Consider the following 23,428-nt stretch of genomic DNA (forward strand, 5'->3'; position numbering starts at 1 on the left):
GGGGAGAGAAGATAATACTAACTCCTAACTCCTAACTCTTAACTCCTAACTCAGCACTCAGCACGGGCTAAACGCCCCGCTTCCGCTAACAGCACTCCTAACGCCCAATGCCCCACATTCCATAAATTATTTTCCTGCCACCATTGCAGGCATCAACACTGCATCAATGATATGGATCACGCCATTGTCTGTCAGAATATCTGTTTTAAGGACATTGGCGTTATTCACCTTAAATTTACCGTCGGCAGATTCAATGGCTACAATTGACCCCTCAAGCGTCTGTGCCTCATTAATCTGTACCAAATCATCAGACCTGACATCCCCACTAGCGATATGATACGCCACAATTTTTTGGAGCTTGGGGATATCTTCTAGTAGCGAGTCTAAAGTTCCCTCTGGCAGATTAGCAAAAGCTTCGTCAGTCGGTGCAAAGAGCGTGAAAGAACCAGGGCTTTTCAAAGTTTCGATGAAATTTACAGCTTTAGCAGCCTTTATTAAAGTATTGAAATTACCTGCTGCGATCGCAGTTTCCACAAGGTCAGCCATGAGAGTGCGTTATCTAATACTACAAGTTACTTATAAAGTGACTATAAATATCTTAGCCTCTATCAATAGACAGGTTGCTGGCGATTTAACAGACAGCAGCAGACTGATTTAGCTATGGCAGAAGAAGCCCCACATCCTACCCGTTCGCGGAGCGTCTCGTAGAGAAGGGAGGTGTGGGATGAATTCACAGGCTGTGAGGAATTAATTGACCAACATTGCTGATTAATCAGCAATGTTGGTCGTTGGTGTAGCCTCTCGTAGAGATGACGAATTGCCTCTCTCTATAGTTGGCAACGAGTCAACAAGCTCTTCTATTACTTGGGTCATAGTTTTGTCAACATGAACAGCATACGTTTGCAGCTTATTAAATCGCCGTTCTGACATTCTTAATCTTAATTGCTTGTTTTTCATTTTGGTTACACACTGGATACACATTCAGGTTATCATGTGTGTAGAAAGGAGGTGATGACCAGTGTTGAAAGCAATCAAAGTCAGGCTATATCCAACAATCGAACAGCAAGAAGCGCTAGCCAAATCGTTTGGTTGTGCAAGGTGGTATTGGAATTATGCCTTAAATGCTTGCATTCAACACGCTAGACAAACAGGCAAGTCATTAAGCAAAAATATATACAAAGGTTTATTACCTCAATTAAAAGTAGAGCATCCTTGGTTAAAGCAAGACTGTTATTCCTCAGTTTTGCAGTGCGTAGCTATTAACCTAGACAAAGCTTACAAAAACTTTTTTGATGGACGGGCTAAGTTTCCCAAGTTTAAATCAAAATTTGATAAGCAGTCTATTCAGTATCCGCAAAGTGTCACTGTTGTAAATGATAAGTTAAAGATTCCTAAGATTGGTGAAGTGAAGGCAGTGTTTCACAGACAAGTTTTGGGAATAATTAAAACTATCACCATTAGCAAAACTGCTACTGACAAGTACTTTGCTTCAGTTTTGTGCGAGGTAGAGGTTGAATTAAATCAACCAAGTGGAGATAAAATACTTGGTATTGATTTAGGCTTAAAGGACTTTGCTATTGTTCATGATGGGAAAAAAGTTACCAAGTATTCCAATCCAAAGCACCTATATCGTCACCAGAAGAACCTTGCACGTAAACAGAAAAAATTTGTCCGAAAAGTCAAAGGAAGTAAGTCAAGACAGAAACACAAAAAAATAATAGCGAAGGTTCACGAACGAGTATCAAATTCCCGCCAAGATTTTTTGCATAAACTCAGCAGAAGATTGGTTAATGAAAGTCAAATTATTGTCGTTGAAAATCTCAATGTCAAGGGGATGATACGGAACCGCAAGCTATCAAAAACTATATCCGACGTAGGTTGGGGAATGTTTGTTAATTTCCTAAGTTACAAGTTGAAAGACTGTGGTGGACAACTTGTAGAAATAGGTAGATTTTTCCCCAGTTCTAAAACCTGTTCCTGTTGTGGACATATCATTGATACATTGCCACTTGATATAAGAGTTTGGGATTGTCCGAGTTGCGATAGTCATCATGATCGTGATGGAAACGCCAGTCAGAGCATAAGAACAGAAGGACTTCGGATATTATCTCTGGACGGAGGGAACCCCGTTATTGCCGAGTCGAGGCGAAGTAAGACCAATAAGCCGCAAGGTGGAAAGGCATTTGTCGATGAAACCGGAAGCCTACATCGACCCGTTAGGGCGGTGTAGGTAGTTCACTGCTGTTACACTGGAGAATGACCCCAAGAACCACTGATTATGCTAAAGCGTTCTAAGTTCGAGACAACTCAATCTCAGATTATGCACCGTGCTGAGGATCTGATTAGTGCAGCCTCTAATCGATACCGCATTACGGTTCAGGTAGCAAATCGTGCTAAACGTCGGCGTTATGAAGACTTTGAAAGTAACGAAGATGCGATGATGAAGCCAGTGCTAAGGGCAATAATCGAAATGTCCGATGAATTGACTCAACCAGAAATTATCGGCGAACTATAAGATTGAGTGCTGAGTGCTGAATTCTGAATCAGGCAAATTCATATTTTCACTCAGCAACGTCCAAAATATTGTTCTATGAAAAAGAAAAAATTTCTGTTTAAATCAATTTTCTCAAAACTCGCAACTCAGCACTGGCTCAACCTTAGCTATCCGCTAACACCACTACTGCTTACCTTAATGGTAATGAGTGTAATTGTTTTCTGTTCAGGGATGGATAAATCAATACATAGAAATTTATTTACTATCCAACCTGCTGATGCCCAGAGAATCACCCCTAGCGATGTTTGGCAGCAAGTATATCAGCAATTGCCAGATTTTCCCCAAGAAAATAAGTATATCAGCAAAGAAAATGGGAAAGTTGCCGAAAACAATACTTTAGCAAATCGTCTAATTAGATATCACATTTATACTAAAGGGCGGGCCCCTATTTATCGCTTAGATTGGAAGCTGACTTTAGCTGATTACCTGGGTGCGAACGAAATTATGTATGATACTACCTATCCAGGAAATGATGCACTACGGGAAAATCCGATAGAAGGCGATCGCAAAGCCATCAAGAGTCTCACCCGCAGCCAACGAGATACCTTAGTGCAAGTCTTAGTAAATATATTTAATCCTACTTCTCAAAATACCGTACCCCCTAACCCCAATACCGCACCCAGTCCGACTACATCAACTACCCCGCAGCCACCACAACGAGGAGGTGCCGAACTACTAAAATGATAATTTTTCCTTTGCGTCCCTCTGCGTTAAACCTCTGCGTACGTCTGCGTTTAAAAAATTAAACTATGGAACGCGTTGTCAAAACCGGAGCGGGTTGGCGTATTGGCTGGAACCCCGATACACCTGAGTTTAAAGGTTTAGTAGGTGCAGATGATTGGGCAATTGAGTTAACCGAAGCCGAGTTAAATGATTTTTGTCGTCTACTAGCACAGTTAGCAGACACCATGAAACAACTCGCAACTGAATTGATGGAAGAGGAAAAAATTACTTGTGAAGCCGAAAGCGATTTATTATGGATGGAAGTCGAAGGCTATCCTCATGATTACAGTCTGCGCTTCATATTGAATACAGGGCGATGTGTAGAAGGTAAATGGAATGCTTCTGCTGTTCCAAATTTACTGCAAGCTAGTGGGATGCTTAAGGTTTTTTAAAATTGCCTCTTGATTATCCTAGAGTTTTGTTATATAATGGGAATTCTGACCGGGGCGTAGCGCAGCTTGGTAGCGCGCCACTTTGGGGTAGTGGAGGTCGTGGGTTCGAATCCCGCCGCTCCGATTGATGATAAGCCATACCTGCTAGTCTTTTTAAAAGATTAGCAGGTTTTTTCATAGGTTTTTCCTGAAAAAACCGAACCGAACAGTAAATCGGGATATACCCGCACAATCAAATTTTTTCAATGATAAGTAATTAGGCGGACTTAATATAAAATCTCTAGCAGATTAGTAGGTAGATTGGCATGAGTGAAAGTACAGAAACGATTTTCAGCAAAATCATTAGTCGGGAAATTCCCGCTGATATTGTTTATGAGGATAATTTAGCCCTGGCATTCAAAGACATCCATCCCCAAGCGCCCGTTCACATCCTGATCATTCCCAAAAAAACCATTGCTACATTAGCTGACGTTGAATCAGAGGATCATGCTCTGTTGGGGCATCTTTTGTTAACTGCTAAACGTGTTGCAGAAGTTGCTGGACTAAAAAATGGTTATCGAGTTGTCATCAATGCTGGTGATGACGGCGGTCAAACAGTCAATCACTTACATTTGCATATTTTGGGAGGACGGCAGTTGGATTGGCCTCCTGGTTGATCAGAGGCAGGAGGCAGGGGGTAGGGTAAAAGGTACAAACTGAGGGGAATTGTGGGCAAAAGCACCCCTGCTCCCCTGCTTTTTAGTATCAACGATCATAGTGCTTAATTCTGGCAGCGCGTTTTCACTTGATCGTGCGGTAGTGTAAAAACAAATCACTTCCAACCTGACGAGTTTCTATGAGTTCGAGATGAGGAGCAGCATTGGGAACAAAACCCTCTCCCTCCACTGGGCTAGGGGCGTGCTTTCCTCCATAAATGACTGGCCAAATGGTCAACCACCAATCGTCAATTCGCCCTGCCTGAACTAGAGCAGCTGTTAAAGAGCCACCTCCCAAAGCAACTACTTTGTGAATACCGCGCTCTGCCATCAAGGTGTAGGCCCGATCCCAGTCCATATCTGTATCTCCCAAATCAATTAATTCAGCCAGTTTTTGCAAGGTTGTTGTATCAGAACTGCGCTGCAAAGCAGCCCGTGTGGTAAATATCCATCTCTCAATGTCCTGACTCAAAAAAGGCAAATCCGGCGATAGGTCAAGGGAACCTGAAACAACACAAGTAATCGGCTGGGGAGATTGACCCCGAACTTCACGTGCTGCCAACAGTTCGGGATCGCGAATTGTAAAGGTTTCCCCCTCAGTCCGAATTGTCCCTGCTCCTACCAAGACTAAATCGGCAAGGGAGACTTGATACTCCAAGTGTGCTTGATCGACTACATGGGGTTCACGAGGCGCTTTCGGATCTACGGCACTAATTTTTCCATCGGCCGTCATGGCAAGAACCACAGTTGTTTGGATAGCTGACATGATTATGTTGTAACGATTCTTTATAATTTTACCTTTTTGAATCCCCTCAATTACCCTGAAGCGTATGCTGAAGCGATCGCTCCGAAAAAGATTACTACAATAAAGGAAAAACCTCTGGAATTTCCAAAGGTTTTGGTTCCTGATTTAGTTTCTACTTGTTACTCCAATTTGTCCTCTGTCATTTCCCGATAATCAAGAAAATTATTTGAACTAGAAGATCCCTGGCTTATTAAGATTTGAAATTGGCTTCCCTGCTCCCTTGCATCTTGTTCAATTCTTCGCCTGTGGCTGCGAACCAGGAATCGTTACATCTATTGGTGTCACCTGTTTAGCTAACTGTGTCAATGGCGGTTGAATGGCGGTTTGATTCCCCACTACTAGAGTCACAATCTTTTCTGGTTTGAGATATTCTCGTGCTACCCGTTGGACATCGGCTGCTGTGGTGGCGGCGACGGCTTTTTGATAGCGAAAGAGAAAATCAGCAGGATAACTGTAATATTCGTATCGCATCAATCGTGATAAGGTTTGGCTGGGGTCTTGAAAGTTGAACACAAAGGAATTGAGTGTAGACTCTTTGGCATAAGCTAGTTCTTTTGCAGTCACTCTTTGAGTTTGGGTGCGCTTGATTTGGGCTTGTAAGGCTTTGACAAACTGGACAGTAGCATCCGATCGCGTTTCTCCACCAGCGATAAATATGCCAGGATAATCGTAGCGGGGACTCCACTGGCCGTAGACAGAGTAAGCTAAACCTTGACGCGATCGCAATTCATTAAATAAGCGTCCACCAAATCCATTTAACACTCCATTCAATACGTCCAGCGCTGCATAATCGGGATTGTCGAAACGTCCGCCCAAATGCCCGATAAGCACACTACTTTGCGTCAGTTGGGGCTGATTGACAAAAAAGACTCCACCTGTATTAGCTGGCGAAACCTTTGGTAATGTGGGTTTAGCAATACCTGGGTGACGCTGCCAATTGCCAAACTTAGCTTGAATGAGCGATCGCATTTTCTTACTCTCAAAATCCCCCACAATCCCCAAAATCATATTATTGGGGTGGAAATATTGCTGATAAAACTTGAGCAAATCCTCACGCTCAACCTTATCCACTGTTGCATACTCTATCGTGCGTGCATAAGGGCTATCTTTCCCATAGAGCAATTTTTTAAATTCTCGATTAGCAATTTTATCTGGATTGTCATTACGACGGGCAATGCCACCTTTAGCTTGTGTCTTAGCCAAGTCTAGCTTTTCTTGAGCAAATACAGGCGATCGCAGCACCTCAGCAAACAGCCCAAATACTGTTTCTAAATCTTCACTGAGTACATCAAAGCTAGCACTACCAGAAGCTTCACTAATACTAACTTCCACAGATGCTGCCCGTTGTTCTAATATCTCGTTGAGTTGATCGGGCGAATGGTTCTTAGTTCCTCCAGTTCGCATTACCCCGCCTGTAAAACCAGCCAACCCAACTTTCTCCATTGGTTCCAAGCGATTCCCTGTCCGTACAAACGCTGTACCATTCACCAACGGTAACTCGTGATCTTCCATTAAATACACAACCAAGCCATTTTGCAGTACAAACCGCTCATACTTGGGTAACTTAATCTCAGGTAGCGGTGGTAGCTGCAATTCTGTGTAATGTTTCGCCTCAGCCGTCGCCGCCAGAGAAAAATTACAAGTTAAAAGTAAGCACGCAAAAACCCCAACCAAAGCATAAATCAGCCCCTTCCTATTTTGAATTTTCAACGCTATCTGCCTTTTACCTTTCACCTTATACCTCTGCATATCTCTTTTCCTTTGCGCCCTTTGCGGTTCGTTTTTCATGCTTCTTTCGACAACAACTTCCCAATCGTGCGATTTTCTGGCGTAAACGTCTTCTTTGCCACTCGCACAATATCAGCCGTCGTCACCGCTGAAATGTCATCCAACTGCTTAAACAAATTCCGCCAAGAACCAGTTTTCACCTCATATTCCAACAATTGTTGAGCCATGCCCATATTGGAATCGAGAGTACGTAACAAACTCGCCCGTGCTTGGGTTTTCAACCGTTGCAAATCAGCCGCCGCTACAGGCTCAGTTTTTAATTTGTCAATTTCTTGACTTAAAGCTACCGCCAGCTCATCAACTGTATGACCAGGAGCTGTGAGAGCATAGAAAAAGATCAAGTTTGGGTACTTATCTCCAGGAAATCCACTGTAACCTTGAGCATTTAGCGCCAAACGTTGCTTTTCTACCAAAGACTTATATAGCCGCGACGTGCGCCCATCACTTAATAAACTGCCAATGATTTCATAGACGGCATTATCTGGATCGGTAATTGCCGGACGATGATAACCTTCTAAATACAAAGGTTGAGAAGGTAGTTGTACCATAACTTCCCGTGTTTGTTGTTGTGGCGGTTCTACCGGGATTTGTTCAACAGCTTTGGTTTTGGCTTGAAAACGGCCAAAATAAGTTTGCGCTAGTTTTTTCACCTGAGTGGGATTGACATCTCCGACAATGGCGATCGCTAAATTACTTGGTACGTAGTGAGTATCAAAAAACTTTTGGACATCTTCTGGTGTCAGATTGCGGATATCTTCGTCATAACCAATCACCGGACGCCTGTAGGGATGGACTTTGTAAGCAGTATCGATAAACTTTTCCACCATCTGTCCAATGGGTGAATTTTCCACCCGCATCCGTCGTTCTTCTAAAATTACATCTTTCTCTTTATAAAACTCACGACGAATTACCGGATCGAGAAATCGCTCCGACTCCAACGACATCCAAAGTTCTAACTTATTGGCAGGAAAGCTGTAAAAATAACGAGTGGCTTCGGTTGAAGTATTGGCATTTAAACCCACGCCTCCCGCTTGTTCGACAATTTGCCCCAATTCATTTTGCTTGACTAGCTTGCCTGCTTGCAATTCTACTTGCTCAAACTCAGTTTGTAACCTAATAACCTCAGCTTTTCTGCCATCGGCTTTCGCTGTTTTAATTTCAGCATTCAACTGCTCTAAGGTATCTAGTAGCGGTTTTTCTTTTTTGTAGTCTTGTGTACCAATGCGCGTTGTGCCTTTAAACGCCAAATGTTCCAGAAAGTGAGCTACACCAGTTTTGCCATCTGGCTCATCCACACCACCCACATTCGCATAAGTAAGAAAAGAAACCACAGGCGCTTGATGTCGTTCCAAGACAATGAATTTCAAACCATTGTCGAGGCGAAACTCCGTTAATTGCTTAATAACTCGATCGAGATAAGGTTGGATTGAATTTTGAACTGGCGGGGGTTGAGTTTTGGTTTCTTGAAGAGGAGGTGCTGTCTGAGTTTGAGCTAGAGCGACTTCTGGCAGCAATCCCCACGAGAAGATAATTAAAGTCAACAAAGTGACAAATAACCGCCCTAATCTGACAGATACTCGATCTGAGCAATCCAAAATCCCCAATCGTTCGACTGAGATATTCTGCGATCGCTCAGTCGAGATGCGCTGACGACGAAGTATAAAATTCCAAATTGACCGACTGCTCTGGTTCATAAGCGAGAATTAAGATAAAGTTACATTACCTAAGTAACAGGATACTTAGCAAAAGAGCGTTAATCTTGTATTAAGCTTTCAGTGGCTCTTTACACTTGACATTAGACAATAATGCTACAAGTTTTTTTACGGATATCTAACCATAACTGTTATGCGAGTTTTTAATTCTTCTTTGCCCTCAGAGGCTCAGACGCGCACCCGGATTTTACAGGCAGCGCAACGTTTGTTTGCCTCTCAGGGATTTGACGGTACTACCACCCGCGACTTAGCACAAGCGGCAGGTATAGCTGAAGGTACTCTATTTCGTCATTTTCCGAATAAAAAAGCAATTTTGGTAGAAGTAGCCACGAGTGGCTGGGTAGAGATTCTGACAGATTTGCTCACAGAATTAAGTGAAATGGGCAGCTATAAAGCCGTCGCTCAGGTGATGCGCCGTCGGATGTGGAATTTCCAAAAAAATGCCGATTTGATGCGTGTTTGTTTTATGGAGGTGCAGTTTCACCCCGATTTACGCGATCGCATTCAATTAGAAGTGATTACCAAAATGACCGATGTGGGCGAAGCATTCTTTCAAACAGCGATGGATAAAGGTATTTATCGTCAAGGGGACGCGAAGCTAGTTGCAAAAGTTTTTTTAGGAATGTTTGCGATCGCAGGTTTTTCTAACAACACCCTCATCGAACCTGACGCCTCTCCCCAACAAATGCAGGAAATGGCGGAAGGACTCGCTGATATCTTTCTTAATGGTGTTTTAGTTAAAGATTAGGGAGTGGGGAGTGGGGAGTGGGGAGTGGGGATGAAGGGGATGAGGAAGAATAATAATTGTTTACTTACTCCCTCATCTCCCCCTGCTCCCTCATCTCCCCCTGCTCCCTCATCTCCCCCACTCCCCACTCCCCACTCCCCACTATCTTCGCTTGCTGACTCCACTGTTGTACTAGCTCAATTGCTGGACACAAATCTCGGCGCTGCATTGTTGCTACTTGCAAGCGCATAATTTGTTGGTGCAATCTGTGAGCGGGAGTTTGAGCTAACTGCACTACAGAACCAATACCTGCATGAAGCAATAAACCACAATATTGTGTCCCAACACTGGGAATACGCGCCAAGTCAGCTAAAGCCATCCATTTATTTACATATTGAAGATGAATCTGTAGTTTATTTGCTAACACCAGTCTTGACTCTAGAGTTTTACCTTGTTTGACTAAGGCTACTGTGCTAGTAATCCCACAATTTTGGAGTTGAGATTGTTCTTCGTGGCTCAGTCCAGGTAATTGCTCAATTGGCCAATCACGAGATTGGATACTAGTTCTACTATCTTTGTGTTTAGCAGACATTTTTGCAATTAAAATATAGGCTTATTTAAATATTGTGACAGTTGCTTCTCCTTTAAAAGTACGCTCTTGCGGTTTAGTGTTTGTATTGATGTGCAATTTTATAGCAAGAGACTGGGGACTGGATGTCCGCTAAATTACCCTTAATTCCCTCGGAACCCCACCCCGCCAACGCTACGCTTTGTCTCCCCTCCCCGCAAGCTCTTAGGGGTTGGGGGTGGGGTGTTTTTATTATGGTCAATTCGACGGACATGATATGAAAAGTCTTTTTGTGTCTAAGTTTTATCATCTGTTGATGTCCTAATCACCAAGGCTTGTGCTATAACTCAATTTTCTGCAATACGATTGTTTCGCCTGACAATGCAATTGTTTCGCCTGACAATGCGATTGTTTCGCCTGACAATGCGATTGTGTCGCCTAACAATGCGATTGTTTCGCCTAACAATGCGATTGTTTCGCCTAACAATGCGATTGTTTTGCCTGACAATGCGATTGTGTCGCCTGACAATGCGATTGTTTCGCCTGACAATGCGATTGTGCCGCGCTATTTTAGGCAGGTAATGCCTATCATATCGGGATAGTCAATGTAATCCTGCCAGAACTCAGAGCCAAATTTCTCTATGCCTTTGGGACAGACTATTGGATGGTGCCAGCGAATCTCTTTAAAACCAGCACTCATCAAGGCCCATTCATAAGTCGCTTGGCTAAGGTAGTAGTTATCAATACTGATAGACTCACCATCATCAGGAATAAATCCTTCTCCACAAGCTAGATCGAGGATTGATTTCCCGGCAACATCTCCGATTAAATTTAAGTATGTATATGCCTCACCATACAAGCGATAAGGCAATTTATTAAGTTTTTGAAACTGGAGAGCTATGTTATCAAACACAGTTGCCATTTTTTCACCTCACTTGCAAGTTTTTTATTAAAGGATGTCTGAAAAGTTAAATTCTATGCTTGCTACTTCAGCATCAACCTTACTCGCAGCAACATTTACCTATGCAGTAATTAACTCCCCTCGCAGCACAGTTACCGCTTGTCCGGCGAGAAAGACGCGATCGCCCCCGTCATAATACACCTTCACCACCCCACTACGACTAGATGCTTGATAAGCCAAAAACTCATTTTTGTGCAAGCGATCGCGCCAGAAAGAAGCAAGACAGCAATGAGCCGCTCCTGTAACTGGGTCTTCATTAACACCTAATCCTGGTGCAAAGAAGCGAGAAACGAAATCATATTGAGAATCAAAGTCAGTGAGGCTGGTGACAATGACCTCAGAAATCGGTAACGTTTTAAGTAGTTGAAAATTGGGCTGTATTTGCCGTACTAATTCTTCAGATTCTAATTCCACTAGATAACCTATTGAATTCTGCAAAACAGATTTGTAGGGTACACCCAAAGCTTGCTTGAGTTCTGGAGGGGCGACAGTTGCTTGTGAGTGATTCACAGGAAAATCTAACTCAATCCACTCACCTTGCAACTTAGCAATCAGCACTCCACTTTTGGTATAAAAACGTGCAACTTCATCAGGTGACAAATGTCCTTCTGACCAAAGTACATGGGCACTAGCTAAAGTTGCATGACCACAAAGCGGCACTTCCACCGTGGGCGTAAACCAACGCAGATTAAAGCCATCATCCTGTCTGACTAAAAAAGCTGTTTCAGATAAATTCATCTCCTGCGCTATGTTCTGCATCCAGCGCTCATCTTGGGGAGTAAGCAAAACACAGACAGCAGCAGGATTACCTGCGAAAGGTGTATTGGTAAAAGCATCAACTTGAGTAATGATTTGTCTCATTAGAGTCACCTTGAAAATTAGACAGCAATATAGCGTTTCTCACTGGCGTGCAGTACAGTTTTCACCTCTCTCCTTGTAGGAGAGAGGCTTTGAATATTACTCCCCAACGCTAGTAGGGAAGGGGTTGGGGGTTAGGTCTGTATTGGACTCAACTGCAAGCAGTAATATATTTATCAGGAGTATGTTAGAGATTTATGCATCGTAGAATTTTGTCAAGCTAGCTTTGAGGGTTTGTAGTAAAGATTTTAATGCTTAGAAAATAAGGACTAAAGTCCTTACTACGAAATTGTTTAATGAGAACCGCTATATACAGTACCTTAGAAATTAAGAATACATCTCCAAAAACTAGGGTCAATGTTAAAGCAAACCGAAAACGTAAGGATAAAAATCTTCAGAAGCATCTTTGCTGCTGTCAACTTAGCGCTAATTTCTGGAGGATTAGTTAGTTGTGCTGTTGAGGTACCGCAACCACCTGCTCCAACTGAGCAAGAAAAACCAGTCCTACAACCTAACCAGCAGCCTAACCAGAACGACGAAGACGACGACAAAGATGGCGATCGCAAAAATGATAAAAAAGATGACGATAAAGACGATAACGACTAAATAAAGGCAAAACTATCACCTTTATCCTTTTCTTTGAGTTTACATTTATGCTTATCCTACAAACTTCTACTTCCCTCAGCGATACTTTACGCCACCGACGGCAACAACTAGCCAAGCTGATTGATTTTCCAGCAATTCTGTGGTCGGGTAGCAATAATCCGCGCAACTTTCTTGCCAATACCTTTCCATTTCGTGCTAACAGTCATTTCCTCTATTTCGCCGGACTGCCATTACCAAAGGCGGCAATTCGTCTAGAAGCGGGCAAGCTAGAATTATTCATCGACGATCCGTCACCCAGCAGCGTCCTTTGGCATGGAGAAACGCCAACACGCGAGGAAATAGCCGAGAAGATTGGGGCAGATGTGGCAGGGCCAATGGCAGAATTAGAGTCTTGGCTAGAAGATGCCGCTACACTTGCTGTCCAAGATGCAGCTACTTGGACGCAGCAATCGCAGCTATTAAATAGATGGGTTTTACCACAAAGTCCTCCCCAAGGAATTGACTTGGAGTTAGCTAAGGCGATCATTTCTCTCCGCCTCACCCACGATGATGGTGCATTAACCGAGTTGCGAAAAGCTGCGGCTGTCACTGTCAAAGCTCACAAAGCAGGGATGGCAGCAACACCCCAAGCCAAACTAGAAGCTGAAGTTCGGGCAGCGATGGAGGGGGTAATTATTGCCCACAATATGACTACCTCTTACAACAGTATTGTCACTGTTCGCAGTGAAGTTTTGCATAACGAGCAGTATCACCATAGTTTGCAACCAGGTGACTTACTACTTGCCGATGTTGGCGCTGAAACCCAGACGGGTTGGGCAGGTGATGTGACTCGCACGTGGCCAGTTTCGGGCAAGTTTTCATCTACCCAAAGAGATATTTATAATGTGGTGTTGGCAGCCCATGATGCTTGCATTGCCAAAATCCAGCCTGGTGTAGAGTATGAGGATATTCATCTGCTAGCGGCAACAGCGATCGCTGAAGGTTTAGTAGAGTTAGGCATTTTCCAAGGAAATCCCCAAGATTTAGTAGAAATGGATGCTCACGCGCTGTTTTTTCCTCATGGCATCGGTCATCTACTGGGTTTAGATGTGCATGATATGGAAGATTTAGGCGATTTAGCTGGGTATGAAGAGGGACGTGAAAGGAGCGATCGCTTTGGCTTAAGCTACCTGCGTTTAAATCGTCCCCTGCGTCCAGGAATGTTAGTCACAATTGAGCCTGGTTTTTATCAAGTACCAGCAATTTTAAATGATGTTAATGTCCGTTCAAAATATCAGAGTGTGGTGAATTGGCAGCGTTTATCTGAATTCGCCGATGTGCGTGGAATCCGCATTGAAGATGATGTTTTAGTTACTACAGAAGGCAGCGAAGTTTTAACAGCCGCATTGCCAAACGATGCCGATACTGTAGAAAATTTAGTCAATGGCTGAGTTGACGCTAAATTTTACCCCACCCTAACCCTCCCCGTATGTATTGGGGAGGGAACTGGAGATCCGATTTCCACCCAAAGCATCGGGGGGATTAAGGGGGTAATAAGTTTCATCACTCCCCTAAACCCAGGTGATTTTGTAACGCTTGGCGCATCACTTCTACAGGCAAAGTTTCCTGCTGCAACCAGATTTTTAATGCTGCTACCCCTTGTTGAACTAGCATTTCTAATCCATCGATCGCAATTGCACCTTGTTTTTGTGCCTGCTCTAGAAATTGCGTTGGTTTAGGAATATATATTAAATCGTAAGCGATCGCACCCGTTGGTAAATTCGCTATTTCTTCTATACTCAAAGGCGATTCATCAACTTTGGGATACATGCCAATCGGAGTTGTGTTTACCAGCAGGTTTGCTTGGGGAATGAGCTTTGGTAATTTCTCCCATTGATGAACCTGGAATTTCTCAGCTAAAGGTGAATTGCTCCAACTATTGCGGAATTCTTCTAATTTCTGCATATTGCGCCCAACAACATGAATTTGGGCAAAACCTAGCTGAGTACAACCTGCTACAACTGCTCTGGCTGCACCACCATTACCTAAAATTACCGCTACTTTCTGACTCCAATCTTGTTTATATGTTGTCTGTAAAGGAGCAATAAATCCTTCTATATCTGTATTTGTGCCTACCCATTGATTATTTTGGCGGCTAACAGTATTCACTGCTCCAATAGTTTGAGCCAGGGGTGTAACTTCTGAGAGTAGGGGGATGATTGCTTGTTTGTGAGGTATTGTCACATTAAAGCCGACAACCCCAATAGCAGCAAAACCTGCGATCGCCACTTCTAAATTTTGTGGTTCAATCGGAAAAGGCAGATAAATGTAATCTAATCCTAATTGTGCGATGTCTTCTCTTTCAGAGACGCTACCGCGAACGACGAGCTGCGCTAACGCAGCATTATGCATTACTGGCGATAGCGAATGTTCAACCGGATGTCCAATGACTCCTAGTAGTTTAGTTTTGCCTGTAATTAATTTTGTCATTGGTCATTTGTCATTTGTCATTTGTCATTTGTCATTTGTCATTTGTCATTTATCCCCCTCATCTCCCCCTGCCCCCTGCTCCCTCATCTCCCTCATCCCACCCTCCACCTAGCTTACAATTATTAAAAGCTACTTAACACTTCTTTAAATCATGCAGGTAACTACAGCCCCCTCTACAATCCCAATTCCTGGTAAATACTGGCAGTGGCGCGGGCATAACGTTTACTACGTGCGTGCGGGAGAGAAACAAACGCAACGTCCGCCCTTGCTTTTGGTACATGGATTTGGTGCTTCCACAGACCACTGGCGCAAGAATATCACAGGATTGTGTCAAGATTTTGAAGTATTTGCGATCGACCTTTTGGGATTTGGGCGATCGGCGAAACCAAAATTGCAGTATAGTGGCGACTTGTGGCGCGACCAACTTCATGATTTTATCAGCGAAGTGATTGGTCAAAAAGCAGTATTAGCCGGTAATTCTCTTGGTGGTTATGCTTGCTTGTGTGTTGCAGCCCAACGTCCCGACAGTGCAGCTGGTTTAGTCTTGCTCAATAGTGCCGGGCCTTTTAGCGAAAACCAGCCAACATCTGAACCGGAAGCTTTGCAAAGCGAAATTCAGCCACCCAAAAAACCCTCTTCTTTAGAGAAACTTCTGGGTGACTCAGTTAAATGGATGTTTCAACAACCTTTAGCTCAGTTTGTGTTATTTCAATATGTACGACAACGTTGGGTAATTCGCCAAACTTTAGAAAAGGTATATCTTGATAAAAGTGCAGTTACAGACCAATTGGTAGAAGAAATTTCTCGTCCTGCTTTTGATCCGGGTGCATTGGATGTATTTGTTTCAGTTTTTAGCAGTCCTCAAGGAGAAAAAGTTGATGTACTACTAAAGCAATTAACTTGTTCTTTATTGATGTTATGGGGAGAAGCCGATCCGTGGATGAATGCTAGAGAACGTTCTCAAAAGTTTCGTCAATACTGTCCTCAGCTCACAGAGCATTTCTTAACAGCAGGTCATTGTCCCCATGATGAAGCACCCGATGGAGTAAATCAACTTTTACGCGATTGGGTTTTGTCTAAGTAAGCGAACATTAATGATTAAAGGTTTGTAGTAAGCGGCTTCAGCTGCTTACTACTAATAAGCTTATTTAAAAACGTAGGATTTAATTTCTTGCTCTATTTGGTCACTAATAATTTCAGTTCCCATACCGATTTTATCAAGGTTAACCCTCACAAAATTTGTTTTGTCTTCTTTTGTAAACTTTTTATCATTATTCGAGTCTTTAATAATTTTTAGAAAAATTGCATTTTGACTTGGAACAACAACCCAACTGATTATTCGAGTATTATTTGGGGTAATTTGCTGAAGGTTTTTACCTGATAAATCAGAAAGATAACCAATGGTAGCATCTTCGCTGTTAAGTTTTTTATCTATATTTGTATCTTGGTCAATGATTTTATATAACCAAACTCTTGTGGTGGGCTTTTCTGCCGCTTTTACCTCCAATAAATCGAAGGAGGTGATAATGGCTTTTTTATTTAATAAAAGATGAGCTTCACTACCTTGCTTTTGATAAAAGATGATGTTATACAATTGATTATTTCTTTCATTTTCATAAGAACGTGAAAGGCTTAAATCAATTCCTTTATCTTCATTTTGCTCTGCAAGACTAACAGGAATCATCAGATAATCTGATTGTTCTTTAATAATTAAATCGCCATAGATAAGATTTGATTGTGGCTTCGGTTTCTCAGTTGCTTTTGTCTGTTCTGCATTTCTACTAACAGAAGACTTACAGGAAAAACAAAGGGCAGCTACAATCATAACTGTAGTAATTTTATTTAAAAAGCGATAATTTCTCATCAAACTCTCCTAGCAGGATATGTTGCTGTCCTATTTTATTCCCTGCTGGAAAATTAGCTATAGCGGTTCTCGGTTGAGTAGGTACTGAACCCCACCCCCAACCCCCTCCCCGCTATTTCGTGGAGGGGGCTATGATGTACCTCATGTGATTAGGAAACGCTATAGAGTTCATCCAATACCCTTGGTTTTGTGAAAAATTCTAGGTTGGGTTAAGCAAAGCGCAACCCAACAAAGCCCACTGGCACTCGCTGCTGTACTGAGAAAATCATATTACAGTAAAATACCAAAAACCTGGTCGAGGTTGACCAGGTTTTATCGAGTTTACAGGTTTCAAATTTTAAACTAATTAACTAACTGAAGGTTAATAACTAAGGTGGACTGAAAAACTAACAAACTCAGCATTCTTGCGTTTTTCCGCTTTAGGATTTGGCTTTGCCTTCTACATTAGGCTTTTTGCCACTTCTATCACATTTGATATGCTGAAATCTGCTTGGGCTGATGACAAGGGGACACTAAGTCATTGACCCTTTTTGTTTGGTTTTATTTCTTTTGGTGTCCTACTATTCAAATTATCACTTAATTTGTGAGTTGCAACCCTTGATTTACGAAAGTTGACGTTTTGTTAGATTCTGCAATCTAAAGTCAGAAATTTGATCCCCAACAATCTTCTGAAGAAAGTTAAAGGAATCTTGGATAGATTAAGCATAGTAACCAAACTGCATTGTCATCAATTCCACATAATCTGATTGTCATCCAGATGGTCGGTAACAATGCGTCCAATGGCATCAATTTCTGCCAATTCGGCGGTAGAAAGCTTGATTTGGGCGGCTAATGCATTGTCTCGTGCTTGTTCGGGATAACGCCCTCCAGCGATCGCATTTGTTTGAGGTTGAGCAATTAACCAGGCTAAAGCTAACTGAGCAAGGGTACAATTATGAAGAAGGGCTATAGGACGCAGCTTTTCTAGCGCTTGTTGGGCACTTTCAAAGTTTTCGCCTTGAAACAGTTTATTTTTAGCACGGTTATCTGTTGGGTCAAATTTATGACCGAGAGCAAATCTTCCTGTTAACAACCCCTGCGCTAAAGGCGAATAAGCAAGGATAGAAATATTGTTTTCGATACAATAGGGCAATGCATCTTGTTCTACCTGTCTCCAGAATAAAGAATAGGGTGGTTGTAAACTATCAATACGTCCATAACTTGCTGCTTCTGCTAACTGGACGCCAGAAAAATTGGAAACACCGATTGCTCGAATTTTACCTTGCTTTTTGAGCAGGTTAAGAGCGCTCATAGTTTCTTCGATAGGTACTATTTCACTATTGAAAGCGCCGGAGGGCCAATGTATTTGGTAAAGATCGATGTAATCAGTTTTCAGGTTAGTTAAGGAATGCTCGCAAGCTTCAATCACTTGTTCATACTTGAGATGGTTAACAGAAACTTTCGTGGCATATTCCACGTGAGTTCGTACATCAGATAAAGCTTCAGCGACAATTCGTTCTGAGTGTCCTCCACCATATACTTCAGCAGTATCAATTGTCGTGATCCCAGCTTCATAAGCGGCTCGAATAGTTTTAATCGAATCAGCATCCTCAATTCCCACCCACATTCTTTTACCAGCTTGCCAAGTTCCCATGAGGATGGGTGTGATTTTGACTTCACTTGTACCTAGCGTAGGCGTAGCCCGTCGTAGACATCGCTTTTTCATAACTGCTTCCTAATTCATTACCTTGGACAGGTTCATACTTTATCAGTCTTAGCTTCAAATTAAATCAGAGTTACAGTAGATGCCGATGGAATTGACTACAACTTTTCATGCTCTCAAAGAATGGGCAGTTGCCATAAATGCCTTGGAAAGTGGCAAAACAATTATGTTGCTCCGCAAAGGCGGTATCCACGAACGAAATGGACATTTCCAAGTTGCTCACAAGCAAATTCTGCTTTACCCTACTTATGAACACCAACAAGCTTTCATGCTGAAAGCTGAATATGCGAATAATGTTTATCCAGTAACATCAGGCTGGCACCCTGAAACAGTTCGCATTGGCAGTTGGGCTGAAATTACAGATATTTTGCCCTGTAGTGACGAGTCTATTGTCAACAGTTTACTTCCCTTCCATATTTGGAACGAGCATTTTATTAGCGATCGCCTCAAATGGAAAGCACGTCAACCCCTTTATATTCTGCTTCTGCGGACATATAAACTACCGCAAGAGCAAGAAATTCCCTATTACGCCAAATACGCTGGCTGCAAGTCATGGATTGATTTAGATCGACAAATTCAGTTGCAAACAGCACAACCAGTTTTATCTAACCTTGCATACAGCCAAATAGTAGAGACAATTCGCCAGATTGTCGGCGATAAGTTGTATGCTCCATCCTTCTAATAACCCAACTTGTTGCCCAAATCCCCGACTTTTTTAAAAAGTCGGGGATTTAAATTTAGTTTGTATACAACAAACATCAAAATAGATTTTATATTGTTTGCTCATAGTGTTTAATCCAGGACTTACGCAAGATGTGGCTGAAAACCTGATTATTGCGTAGCGGTAATTCATGAATTACCGCTACTTTCGTGATGTTTTGCGTAAGTCCTATAATCAACGGAACTTTATAACTAACTTCCAGAATCTGCGCTTATATATGTAAGCAGAATGTACTCGTCAATTATTTCTTGACTACTAACCAATAGTAACAACAGTTACCATTGCATCGGCTAGAGGGAGATGAGACAAAGCACACTAAAAATTTATTTTTATAAGTGAAAATTTTATTTTATTTATGTGTTAAGTAGCTTTTAGGATGTTATCTGTATAATTTATCATTCAGTTTAAATTATCCAATGTATAATCTATCATTCAGTCTGATTGATTATTGACCTCTATTACTCATTCCCAGGTTTAAATTTGGAGATGAGGGCATCTCTTTTTAAGACATAACATACTACTCACTTAGTAGTTATTTATTAACAGAATTTGATAAGTTATGTAGGCATACTCTATCCTAGACATTACCTAAACTTGTGCTTCCAAAATCATGAGCCATTATATGAATAGTTAGCCCGTTTACAGCACTATCCAATGTCTCAAGACTTATTAAACTCCTTTCAAGAAGCATACAGTAATCTCGAACTGTTTCCATTGATGGAACGGAACGAAATGGAAAGATTTCGAGTCGAATATGGTGATGATTTGATTGCAGACCTGAACCAATTAGTCGAAGATAGTCCTAATGGAGATGGCAAAATTGTCTTTACAGGACATCGAGGATGTGGTAAGTCTACTTTGTTAGCTGAGTTTAGCCGACAAATTCAAGATAAATATTTTGTAGTTCTGTTTTCTATTGCTGACAAAATTGAAATGTCGGCTGTTAATCATATTAATATACTGTTTGCGATCGCAGTTAATTTAATGACAGAAGCAGAAGCACGCAAAGTTGATATTCCACAATCTACTAAAGAAGCTCTTTATAAGTGGTTCGCTACCCGCACTCGTACTGAAGAATTAAATTTACAAGCAGAAGCTAGTATCGGTTTTGACCTTTTAAAATTGATTAGCTCTAAATTAAAAGCTGATGCAAGCGTTCGGGATGAAATTAAGCAAGAATTTGAACGCAAGTTATCAGATTTAGTTGCCAGAATTAATGAAATTGCTGCTCTAATTCAAGCTGCAACTAAACAAAACGTTTTAGTAATTATTGATGATTTAGATAAACTTGATTTAGGCAGAGTTAATGAAATTTATCGAGATAACATTAAAGCTCTTTGTCAACCTAATTTTCAAATTATTTACACTATCCCGATCGCAGTCCTTCGGGAAACATTTATCAGCACAATAATTGCCACTGAAACCAACGATCAAGTTGTGGCAATGCCTGTTTTAAAAATATTTGATAAAGGTAAAAATCGCTTTCCAAATGCCCAACCTCGCCCAGAAGCAACAAAAATTCTCGGTGAAGTTTTACAAAAACGGATTCCCAGTGAATTAATCGCAGCAGAAACGGCTGAAAAAATTGTTATTTACAGTGGTGGCGTATTGCGAGAGTTAATTCGGATTTCTAAAGAATGTTGCCGTATATGTTTGCGAACGATCCGGCGAAATCCTTCAGCCGAAGTTATTATTGATGATAAAATTCTCCTGCAAGCAATCAATAAAATTCGCAATGATTTTTCCATCCGTTTAGGAAAGGTTGATATCGATATTTTGCAGAGTATTTACGAACAATTTATGCCCAACGACCCCAAACAAGCAGAGTTTTTAGATTTGCTACACGGGCTGTATGTTCTAGAATATCGCACTGATGAAACTTGGTATGATGTTCATCCAATTATGATCGAAAGCTTGAAAAGACAAGGAGCCATTAATGTTAAATGAAGAATTATTAGATGATGAAGGAGAAAATCAAGATGCCTATGATGATTTAATTGTTTCGATTGAAGCTCAAAAGCGGGGATTAAATTTACTAATTGCAGTTTGCGATGATGCTAGCTTTCGCGATCAGATTATTGCTCAATATGAAGCTGAACTACAACCCGCTTCCCATGCATATCGAGTAACTTTAGCGCGTCAAGAACCAAGCCTAAAAGCTGCTCTTAACCAACTGATACAACAAGAAGAATATCTCCGTCAGCAAAACCCGGCGGTGATTACTGTGACGGGTGCTGAACAATTGTATTTTCTCAGGTTGGGAAATGAGCAATCAGAACAGGAGAAATTTTTTGGTTACTTACAGTGGACAAGGGAAGGATTGCGCGAATTTCCATTTGCGATCGTGCTTTGGGTAACTAACCAAATTTTAGTTAACCTAATTAAAAAAGCTCCTGATTTTTGGAGTTGGCGCAATGGTGTATTTCGGTTTGAATCTAAAAAGACGAATGCTATTCCTGGTAAAGAATTAGAAAATATCCGCTTTGTTTTTCGAGACACAGAATTAGCCAGCACAGATACTAATGAAAATAACCCCTTTTTCTTACCCATTCAAGATTTACAAAGATTAATCGAGAAGGTAGAACAAGAACGGGGAGCTAAAGACCCAACCTTAGCTACGTTATACTCAAGATTGGGTGATATTTACCACAGCAGATTAGATCGGGGTGAATCTCAAAATTATCAAGAAGAACAGGAATTAGCAATTAAATATTGGCGTCAGGCGAGTGAGCTACAAAATGAATTAGGTTTGCAGATAGACTTAGCTACTAGCCTCAACAATTTGGCAGGAATATATCGTGCAACGGGACACTACAGCGAAGCCGAACCTTTATATAAACAAGCTTTAGAACTGAGTAAACGCCTGTTAGGAGAAAATCATCCTGCTTTTGCTACTAGCCTGAATAATTTGGCAGGACTCTACAAATCTACTGGACAATATAGTAAAGCAGAACTTCTATATCAACAAGCTTTAGAACTGAGGAAGCGTCTGTGGGGAGAACACCATGCCGATGTCGCTGCCAGTCTGAACAATTTGGCATTACTATATGATGAACAAGGACGTTATGACGAAGCAGAACCTCTATATTTGCAATCATTAGAACTCGAAAAACGTCTGGTTGGTGAAAATCATCTTTCTTTCGCTCTGATACTGAATAATTTAGCGCTACTTTATTATCATCAAGGACGCTACAGTGAAGCTGAACCGTTATCGCAACAAGCAATAGAATTAGATAAGCAGTTTTTGGGAGAAGAAAATCCCGATGTTGCAACAGATTTGCACAATTTAGGTTTAATATACCGCGCTCAAGGACGCTACGGTGAAGCCGAGTCTTTGTTTTTGGAATCGTTAGAACTCAAGCAGCGTGTATTACCAAAAGCGCATCCACTGTTAGCAGATACTATCTATGCTTTGGGTTATATGTACAGAGAGCAGGAGCGTTACAATGAAGCGGAACCCTTATGTATAAAAGCCTTAGAACTTGATAAGCACCTATTGGGAGAAAACCATCCTAATGTTGCTGAAAGTCTCAACAATTTAGCAGAAATTTATCGTGCAACTGGACGTTACGATGAAGCAGAACCGCTTTATTTGCAAGCTTTAGATATTTGCGAACGAGTCAGGGGTGTTAATCATATTCGTTGTGTAGCTGTTCGGGAAAATTTAGAAAAACTTAGTGTAGCAATGCTAGAGAATTAAAATCAGAAAATCTCATGCAGAGGCGCACAGGTGCAGAGTAGAAGGATTGAGTTTTAAGACAGTCGCTAGAATCATTTGATTTTTAGTTAGGTAGCGATCGCTTGTTAAGTAGTCATGCAAAATTAAATATATTCCAATACGGTTGGGTCAAGATCCCCCCGCCTGCGGCGACCCCCTTAAAAAGGGGGTAAAAGAGGATTATAAGCCCCCTTTTTAAGGAGAGTTGGGGGGATCTCCAGGGCAAAATATCACTAACCGAACCGTATTGCCTACCGTGTGGTCTATTTACCTGAAAATAGCTGTAACTTCTGCCTTCACGTTTGCGTGTTCCGCGCAGTCTGTAGCAACTTCTGCCTTGGCTGTAGCAGCTTCCGCCTTCACGTTTCAGTGTTCCGCGCACCCTGTATCAACTTCTGTCTTCACGTTTCAGTGTTCCGCGCACCCTGTATCAAGTTCCGCCTTCACGTTTCAGTGTTCCGCGCACCCTGTATCAAGTTCTGCCTTCACGTTTCAGTGTTCCGCGCACTCTGTATCAAGTTCTGCCTTCACGTTTCAGTGTTCCGCGCACTCTGTAGCAGCTTCC

Annotated in this window: 23 protein-coding genes and 1 tRNA gene; 14 read left to right on the forward strand and 10 right to left on the reverse strand. The window is 41.8% G+C overall.

Annotated elements, in window-relative coordinates; genetic code table 11:
• Window positions 1-126 precede the first annotated feature (126 nt).
• Window positions 127-546: a fasciclin domain-containing protein gene (locus RMY63_RS09175; RefSeq protein WP_322728418.1), complete on the reverse strand. Its 420-nt coding sequence runs from the start codon at window positions 544-546 to the stop codon at window positions 127-129.
• Window positions 547-1,018: 472 nt separating this feature from the next.
• Between RMY63_RS09175 and RMY63_RS09180 the strand changes: the two genes are divergently transcribed.
• The 6 genes from RMY63_RS09180 to RMY63_RS09205 all read left to right on the forward strand — a co-directional run bounded on the left by RMY63_RS09180 (window position 1,019) and on the right by RMY63_RS09205 (window position 4,325).
• Complete coding sequence (locus tag RMY63_RS09180) at window positions 1,019-2,230, forward strand: RNA-guided endonuclease TnpB family protein (protein WP_322728419.1); 1,212 nt, start codon at window positions 1,019-1,021, stop codon at window positions 2,228-2,230.
• Window positions 2,231-2,278: 48 nt separating this feature from the next.
• Window positions 2,279-2,515, forward strand: coding sequence for a DNA-directed RNA polymerase subunit omega (locus tag RMY63_RS09185; protein WP_094351515.1), 237 nt, complete (start codon window positions 2,279-2,281; stop codon window positions 2,513-2,515).
• 183 nt (window positions 2,516-2,698) lie between these two features.
• On the forward strand, window positions 2,699-3,238 hold the full coding sequence (locus RMY63_RS09190) for a hypothetical protein (protein WP_416212500.1): 540 nt from the start codon (window positions 2,699-2,701) through the stop codon (window positions 3,236-3,238).
• 65 nt (window positions 3,239-3,303) lie between these two features.
• Entirely contained in the window at window positions 3,304-3,669 is a 366-nt protein-coding gene (locus tag RMY63_RS09195) for a DUF1818 family protein (RefSeq protein ID WP_322728420.1), read from the forward strand.
• 50 nt (window positions 3,670-3,719) lie between these two features.
• A tRNA-Pro gene (locus RMY63_RS09200) sits at window positions 3,720-3,793 on the forward strand.
• Between the two features lie 181 nt (window positions 3,794-3,974).
• A complete protein-coding gene (locus RMY63_RS09205) occupies window positions 3,975-4,325 on the forward strand; it encodes a histidine triad nucleotide-binding protein (protein ID WP_322728421.1) in 351 nt (116 codons plus the stop codon).
• A 124-nt stretch (window positions 4,326-4,449) separates the two neighbouring features.
• Here the strand turns inward: RMY63_RS09205 and RMY63_RS09210 are convergent, their stop codons facing one another.
• The 3 genes from RMY63_RS09210 to RMY63_RS09220 form a co-directional block, all read right to left on the reverse strand.
• Window positions 4,450-5,130 carry a RibD family protein gene (locus RMY63_RS09210; RefSeq protein WP_322728422.1) on the reverse strand — a complete coding sequence of 227 codons (681 nt, stop codon included), beginning with the start codon at window positions 5,128-5,130 and terminating at the stop codon, window positions 4,450-4,452.
• Window positions 5,131-5,400: 270 nt separating this feature from the next.
• The gene (locus tag RMY63_RS09215; RefSeq protein ID WP_322728535.1) at window positions 5,401-6,918 is read right to left on the reverse strand and encodes a pitrilysin family protein; all 1,518 of its coding nucleotides are present in this window, start codon (window positions 6,916-6,918) and stop codon (window positions 5,401-5,403) included.
• A gap of 35 nt (window positions 6,919-6,953) precedes the next feature.
• Window positions 6,954-8,651, reverse strand: coding sequence for a pitrilysin family protein (locus RMY63_RS09220; protein ID WP_322728423.1), 1,698 nt, complete (start codon window positions 8,649-8,651; stop codon window positions 6,954-6,956).
• Window positions 8,652-8,802: 151 nt separating this feature from the next.
• Here RMY63_RS09220 and RMY63_RS09225 point away from each other — a divergent pair, with 151 nt between their 5' ends.
• Complete coding sequence (locus tag RMY63_RS09225) at window positions 8,803-9,417, forward strand: TetR/AcrR family transcriptional regulator (RefSeq protein ID WP_322728424.1); 615 nt, start codon at window positions 8,803-8,805, stop codon at window positions 9,415-9,417.
• A 64-nt stretch (window positions 9,418-9,481) separates the two neighbouring features.
• Here the strand turns inward: RMY63_RS09225 and RMY63_RS09230 are convergent, their stop codons facing one another.
• Window positions 9,482-9,988 carry a DUF4332 domain-containing protein gene (locus RMY63_RS09230; RefSeq protein ID WP_322728425.1) on the reverse strand — a complete coding sequence of 169 codons (507 nt, stop codon included), beginning with the start codon at window positions 9,986-9,988 and terminating at the stop codon, window positions 9,482-9,484.
• Window positions 9,989-10,299: 311 nt separating this feature from the next.
• Here RMY63_RS09230 and RMY63_RS41735 point away from each other — a divergent pair, with 311 nt between their 5' ends.
• Complete coding sequence (locus RMY63_RS41735) at window positions 10,300-10,566, forward strand: hypothetical protein (RefSeq protein WP_416212497.1); 267 nt, start codon at window positions 10,300-10,302, stop codon at window positions 10,564-10,566.
• On the opposite strand, the gene RMY63_RS09240 is transcribed toward RMY63_RS41735, so the two are convergent.
• Together RMY63_RS09240 and RMY63_RS09245 are read right to left on the reverse strand one after the other, a co-directional pair.
• A complete protein-coding gene (locus RMY63_RS09240; RefSeq protein ID WP_322728427.1) occupies window positions 10,530-10,886 on the reverse strand; it encodes a hypothetical protein in 357 nt (118 codons plus the stop codon). The genes RMY63_RS41735 and RMY63_RS09240 overlap by 37 nt on opposite strands.
• A gap of 99 nt (window positions 10,887-10,985) precedes the next feature.
• Window positions 10,986-11,786: a PhzF family phenazine biosynthesis protein gene (locus RMY63_RS09245; protein ID WP_322728428.1), complete on the reverse strand. Its 801-nt coding sequence runs from the start codon at window positions 11,784-11,786 to the stop codon at window positions 10,986-10,988.
• 354 nt (window positions 11,787-12,140) lie between these two features.
• Between RMY63_RS09245 and RMY63_RS09250 the strand changes: the two genes are divergently transcribed.
• Window positions 12,141-12,389 (forward strand): hypothetical protein, encoded by a 249-nt coding sequence (locus RMY63_RS09250; RefSeq protein WP_322728429.1) that lies wholly within the window; start codon window positions 12,141-12,143, stop codon window positions 12,387-12,389.
• Window positions 12,390-12,436: 47 nt separating this feature from the next.
• The gene (locus tag RMY63_RS09255; RefSeq protein ID WP_322728430.1) at window positions 12,437-13,819 is read left to right on the forward strand and encodes an aminopeptidase P family protein; all 1,383 of its coding nucleotides are present in this window, start codon (window positions 12,437-12,439) and stop codon (window positions 13,817-13,819) included.
• Window positions 13,820-13,931: 112 nt separating this feature from the next.
• Here the strand turns inward: RMY63_RS09255 and RMY63_RS09260 are convergent, their stop codons facing one another.
• The gene (locus RMY63_RS09260) at window positions 13,932-14,858 is read right to left on the reverse strand and encodes a shikimate dehydrogenase (protein WP_322728431.1); all 927 of its coding nucleotides are present in this window, start codon (window positions 14,856-14,858) and stop codon (window positions 13,932-13,934) included.
• A 151-nt stretch (window positions 14,859-15,009) separates the two neighbouring features.
• Between RMY63_RS09260 and RMY63_RS09265 the strand changes: the two genes are divergently transcribed.
• Window positions 15,010-15,942: an alpha/beta fold hydrolase gene (locus tag RMY63_RS09265; protein ID WP_322728432.1), complete on the forward strand. Its 933-nt coding sequence runs from the start codon at window positions 15,010-15,012 to the stop codon at window positions 15,940-15,942.
• 60 nt (window positions 15,943-16,002) lie between these two features.
• Here RMY63_RS09265 and RMY63_RS09270 read toward each other — a convergent pair whose 3' ends face one another.
• A complete protein-coding gene (locus RMY63_RS09270) occupies window positions 16,003-16,722 on the reverse strand; it encodes a hypothetical protein (protein ID WP_322728433.1) in 720 nt (239 codons plus the stop codon).
• 727 nt (window positions 16,723-17,449) lie between these two features.
• Window positions 17,450-18,427 (reverse strand): aldo/keto reductase, encoded by a 978-nt coding sequence (locus tag RMY63_RS09275; protein WP_322728434.1) that lies wholly within the window; start codon window positions 18,425-18,427, stop codon window positions 17,450-17,452.
• A 79-nt stretch (window positions 18,428-18,506) separates the two neighbouring features.
• Here RMY63_RS09275 and RMY63_RS09280 point away from each other — a divergent pair, with 79 nt between their 5' ends.
• The 3 genes from RMY63_RS09280 to RMY63_RS09290 all read left to right on the forward strand — a co-directional run bounded on the left by RMY63_RS09280 (window position 18,507) and on the right by RMY63_RS09290 (window position 22,845).
• Window positions 18,507-19,106: a DUF1802 family protein gene (locus RMY63_RS09280; protein WP_322728435.1), complete on the forward strand. Its 600-nt coding sequence runs from the start codon at window positions 18,507-18,509 to the stop codon at window positions 19,104-19,106.
• 693 nt (window positions 19,107-19,799) lie between these two features.
• Entirely contained in the window at window positions 19,800-21,092 is a 1,293-nt protein-coding gene (locus RMY63_RS09285; RefSeq protein WP_322728436.1) for an ATP-binding protein, read from the forward strand.
• Window positions 21,082-22,845, forward strand: a complete 1,764-nt coding sequence (locus RMY63_RS09290) for a tetratricopeptide repeat protein (RefSeq protein WP_322728437.1) — start codon at window positions 21,082-21,084, stop codon at window positions 22,843-22,845. Before RMY63_RS09285 ends, RMY63_RS09290 begins: the two co-directional genes overlap by 11 nt.
• The last annotated feature ends 583 nt before the right edge of the window (window positions 22,846-23,428 follow it).

The sequence above is a fragment of the Nostoc sp. ChiQUE01b genome, from assembly GCF_034531255.1.
Lineage (GTDB): Bacteria > Cyanobacteriota > Cyanobacteriia > Cyanobacteriales > Nostocaceae > Nostoc.

Coding starts and splice junctions, on each gene's coding strand:
- RMY63_RS09175 (WP_322728418.1), bottom strand. CDS start 546: ATGGCTGACCTTGTGGAAACTGCGATCGCAGCAGGTAATTTCAATACT.
- RMY63_RS09185 (WP_094351515.1), top strand. CDS start 2,279: ATGCTAAAGCGTTCTAAGTTCGAGACAACTCAATCTCAGATTATGCAC.
- RMY63_RS09190 (WP_416212500.1), top strand. CDS start 2,699: ATGAGTGTAATTGTTTTCTGTTCAGGGATGGATAAATCAATACATAGA.
- RMY63_RS09195 (WP_322728420.1), top strand. CDS start 3,304: ATGGAACGCGTTGTCAAAACCGGAGCGGGTTGGCGTATTGGCTGGAAC.
- RMY63_RS09205 (WP_322728421.1), top strand. CDS start 3,975: ATGAGTGAAAGTACAGAAACGATTTTCAGCAAAATCATTAGTCGGGAA.
- RMY63_RS09210 (WP_322728422.1), bottom strand. CDS start 5,130: ATGTCAGCTATCCAAACAACTGTGGTTCTTGCCATGACGGCCGATGGA.
- RMY63_RS09215 (WP_322728535.1), bottom strand. CDS start 6,918: ATGCAGAGGTATAAGGTGAAAGGTAAAAGGCAGATAGCGTTGAAAATT.
- RMY63_RS09220 (WP_322728423.1), bottom strand. CDS start 8,651: ATGAACCAGAGCAGTCGGTCAATTTGGAATTTTATACTTCGTCGTCAG.
- RMY63_RS09225 (WP_322728424.1), top strand. CDS start 8,803: ATGCGAGTTTTTAATTCTTCTTTGCCCTCAGAGGCTCAGACGCGCACC.
- RMY63_RS09230 (WP_322728425.1), bottom strand. CDS start 9,988: ATGTCTGCTAAACACAAAGATAGTAGAACTAGTATCCAATCTCGTGAT.
- RMY63_RS09240 (WP_322728427.1), bottom strand. CDS start 10,886: ATGGCAACTGTGTTTGATAACATAGCTCTCCAGTTTCAAAAACTTAAT.
- RMY63_RS09245 (WP_322728428.1), bottom strand. CDS start 11,786: ATGAGACAAATCATTACTCAAGTTGATGCTTTTACCAATACACCTTTC.
- RMY63_RS09250 (WP_322728429.1), top strand. CDS start 12,141: ATGTTAAAGCAAACCGAAAACGTAAGGATAAAAATCTTCAGAAGCATC.
- RMY63_RS09255 (WP_322728430.1), top strand. CDS start 12,437: ATGCTTATCCTACAAACTTCTACTTCCCTCAGCGATACTTTACGCCAC.
- RMY63_RS09260 (WP_322728431.1), bottom strand. CDS start 14,858: ATGACAAAATTAATTACAGGCAAAACTAAACTACTAGGAGTCATTGGA.
- RMY63_RS09265 (WP_322728432.1), top strand. CDS start 15,010: ATGCAGGTAACTACAGCCCCCTCTACAATCCCAATTCCTGGTAAATAC.
- RMY63_RS09270 (WP_322728433.1), bottom strand. CDS start 16,722: ATGAGAAATTATCGCTTTTTAAATAAAATTACTACAGTTATGATTGTA.
- RMY63_RS09275 (WP_322728434.1), bottom strand. CDS start 18,427: ATGAAAAAGCGATGTCTACGACGGGCTACGCCTACGCTAGGTACAAGT.
- RMY63_RS09280 (WP_322728435.1), top strand. CDS start 18,507: ATGCCGATGGAATTGACTACAACTTTTCATGCTCTCAAAGAATGGGCA.
- RMY63_RS09285 (WP_322728436.1), top strand. CDS start 19,800: ATGTCTCAAGACTTATTAAACTCCTTTCAAGAAGCATACAGTAATCTC.
- RMY63_RS09290 (WP_322728437.1), top strand. CDS start 21,082: ATGTTAAATGAAGAATTATTAGATGATGAAGGAGAAAATCAAGATGCC.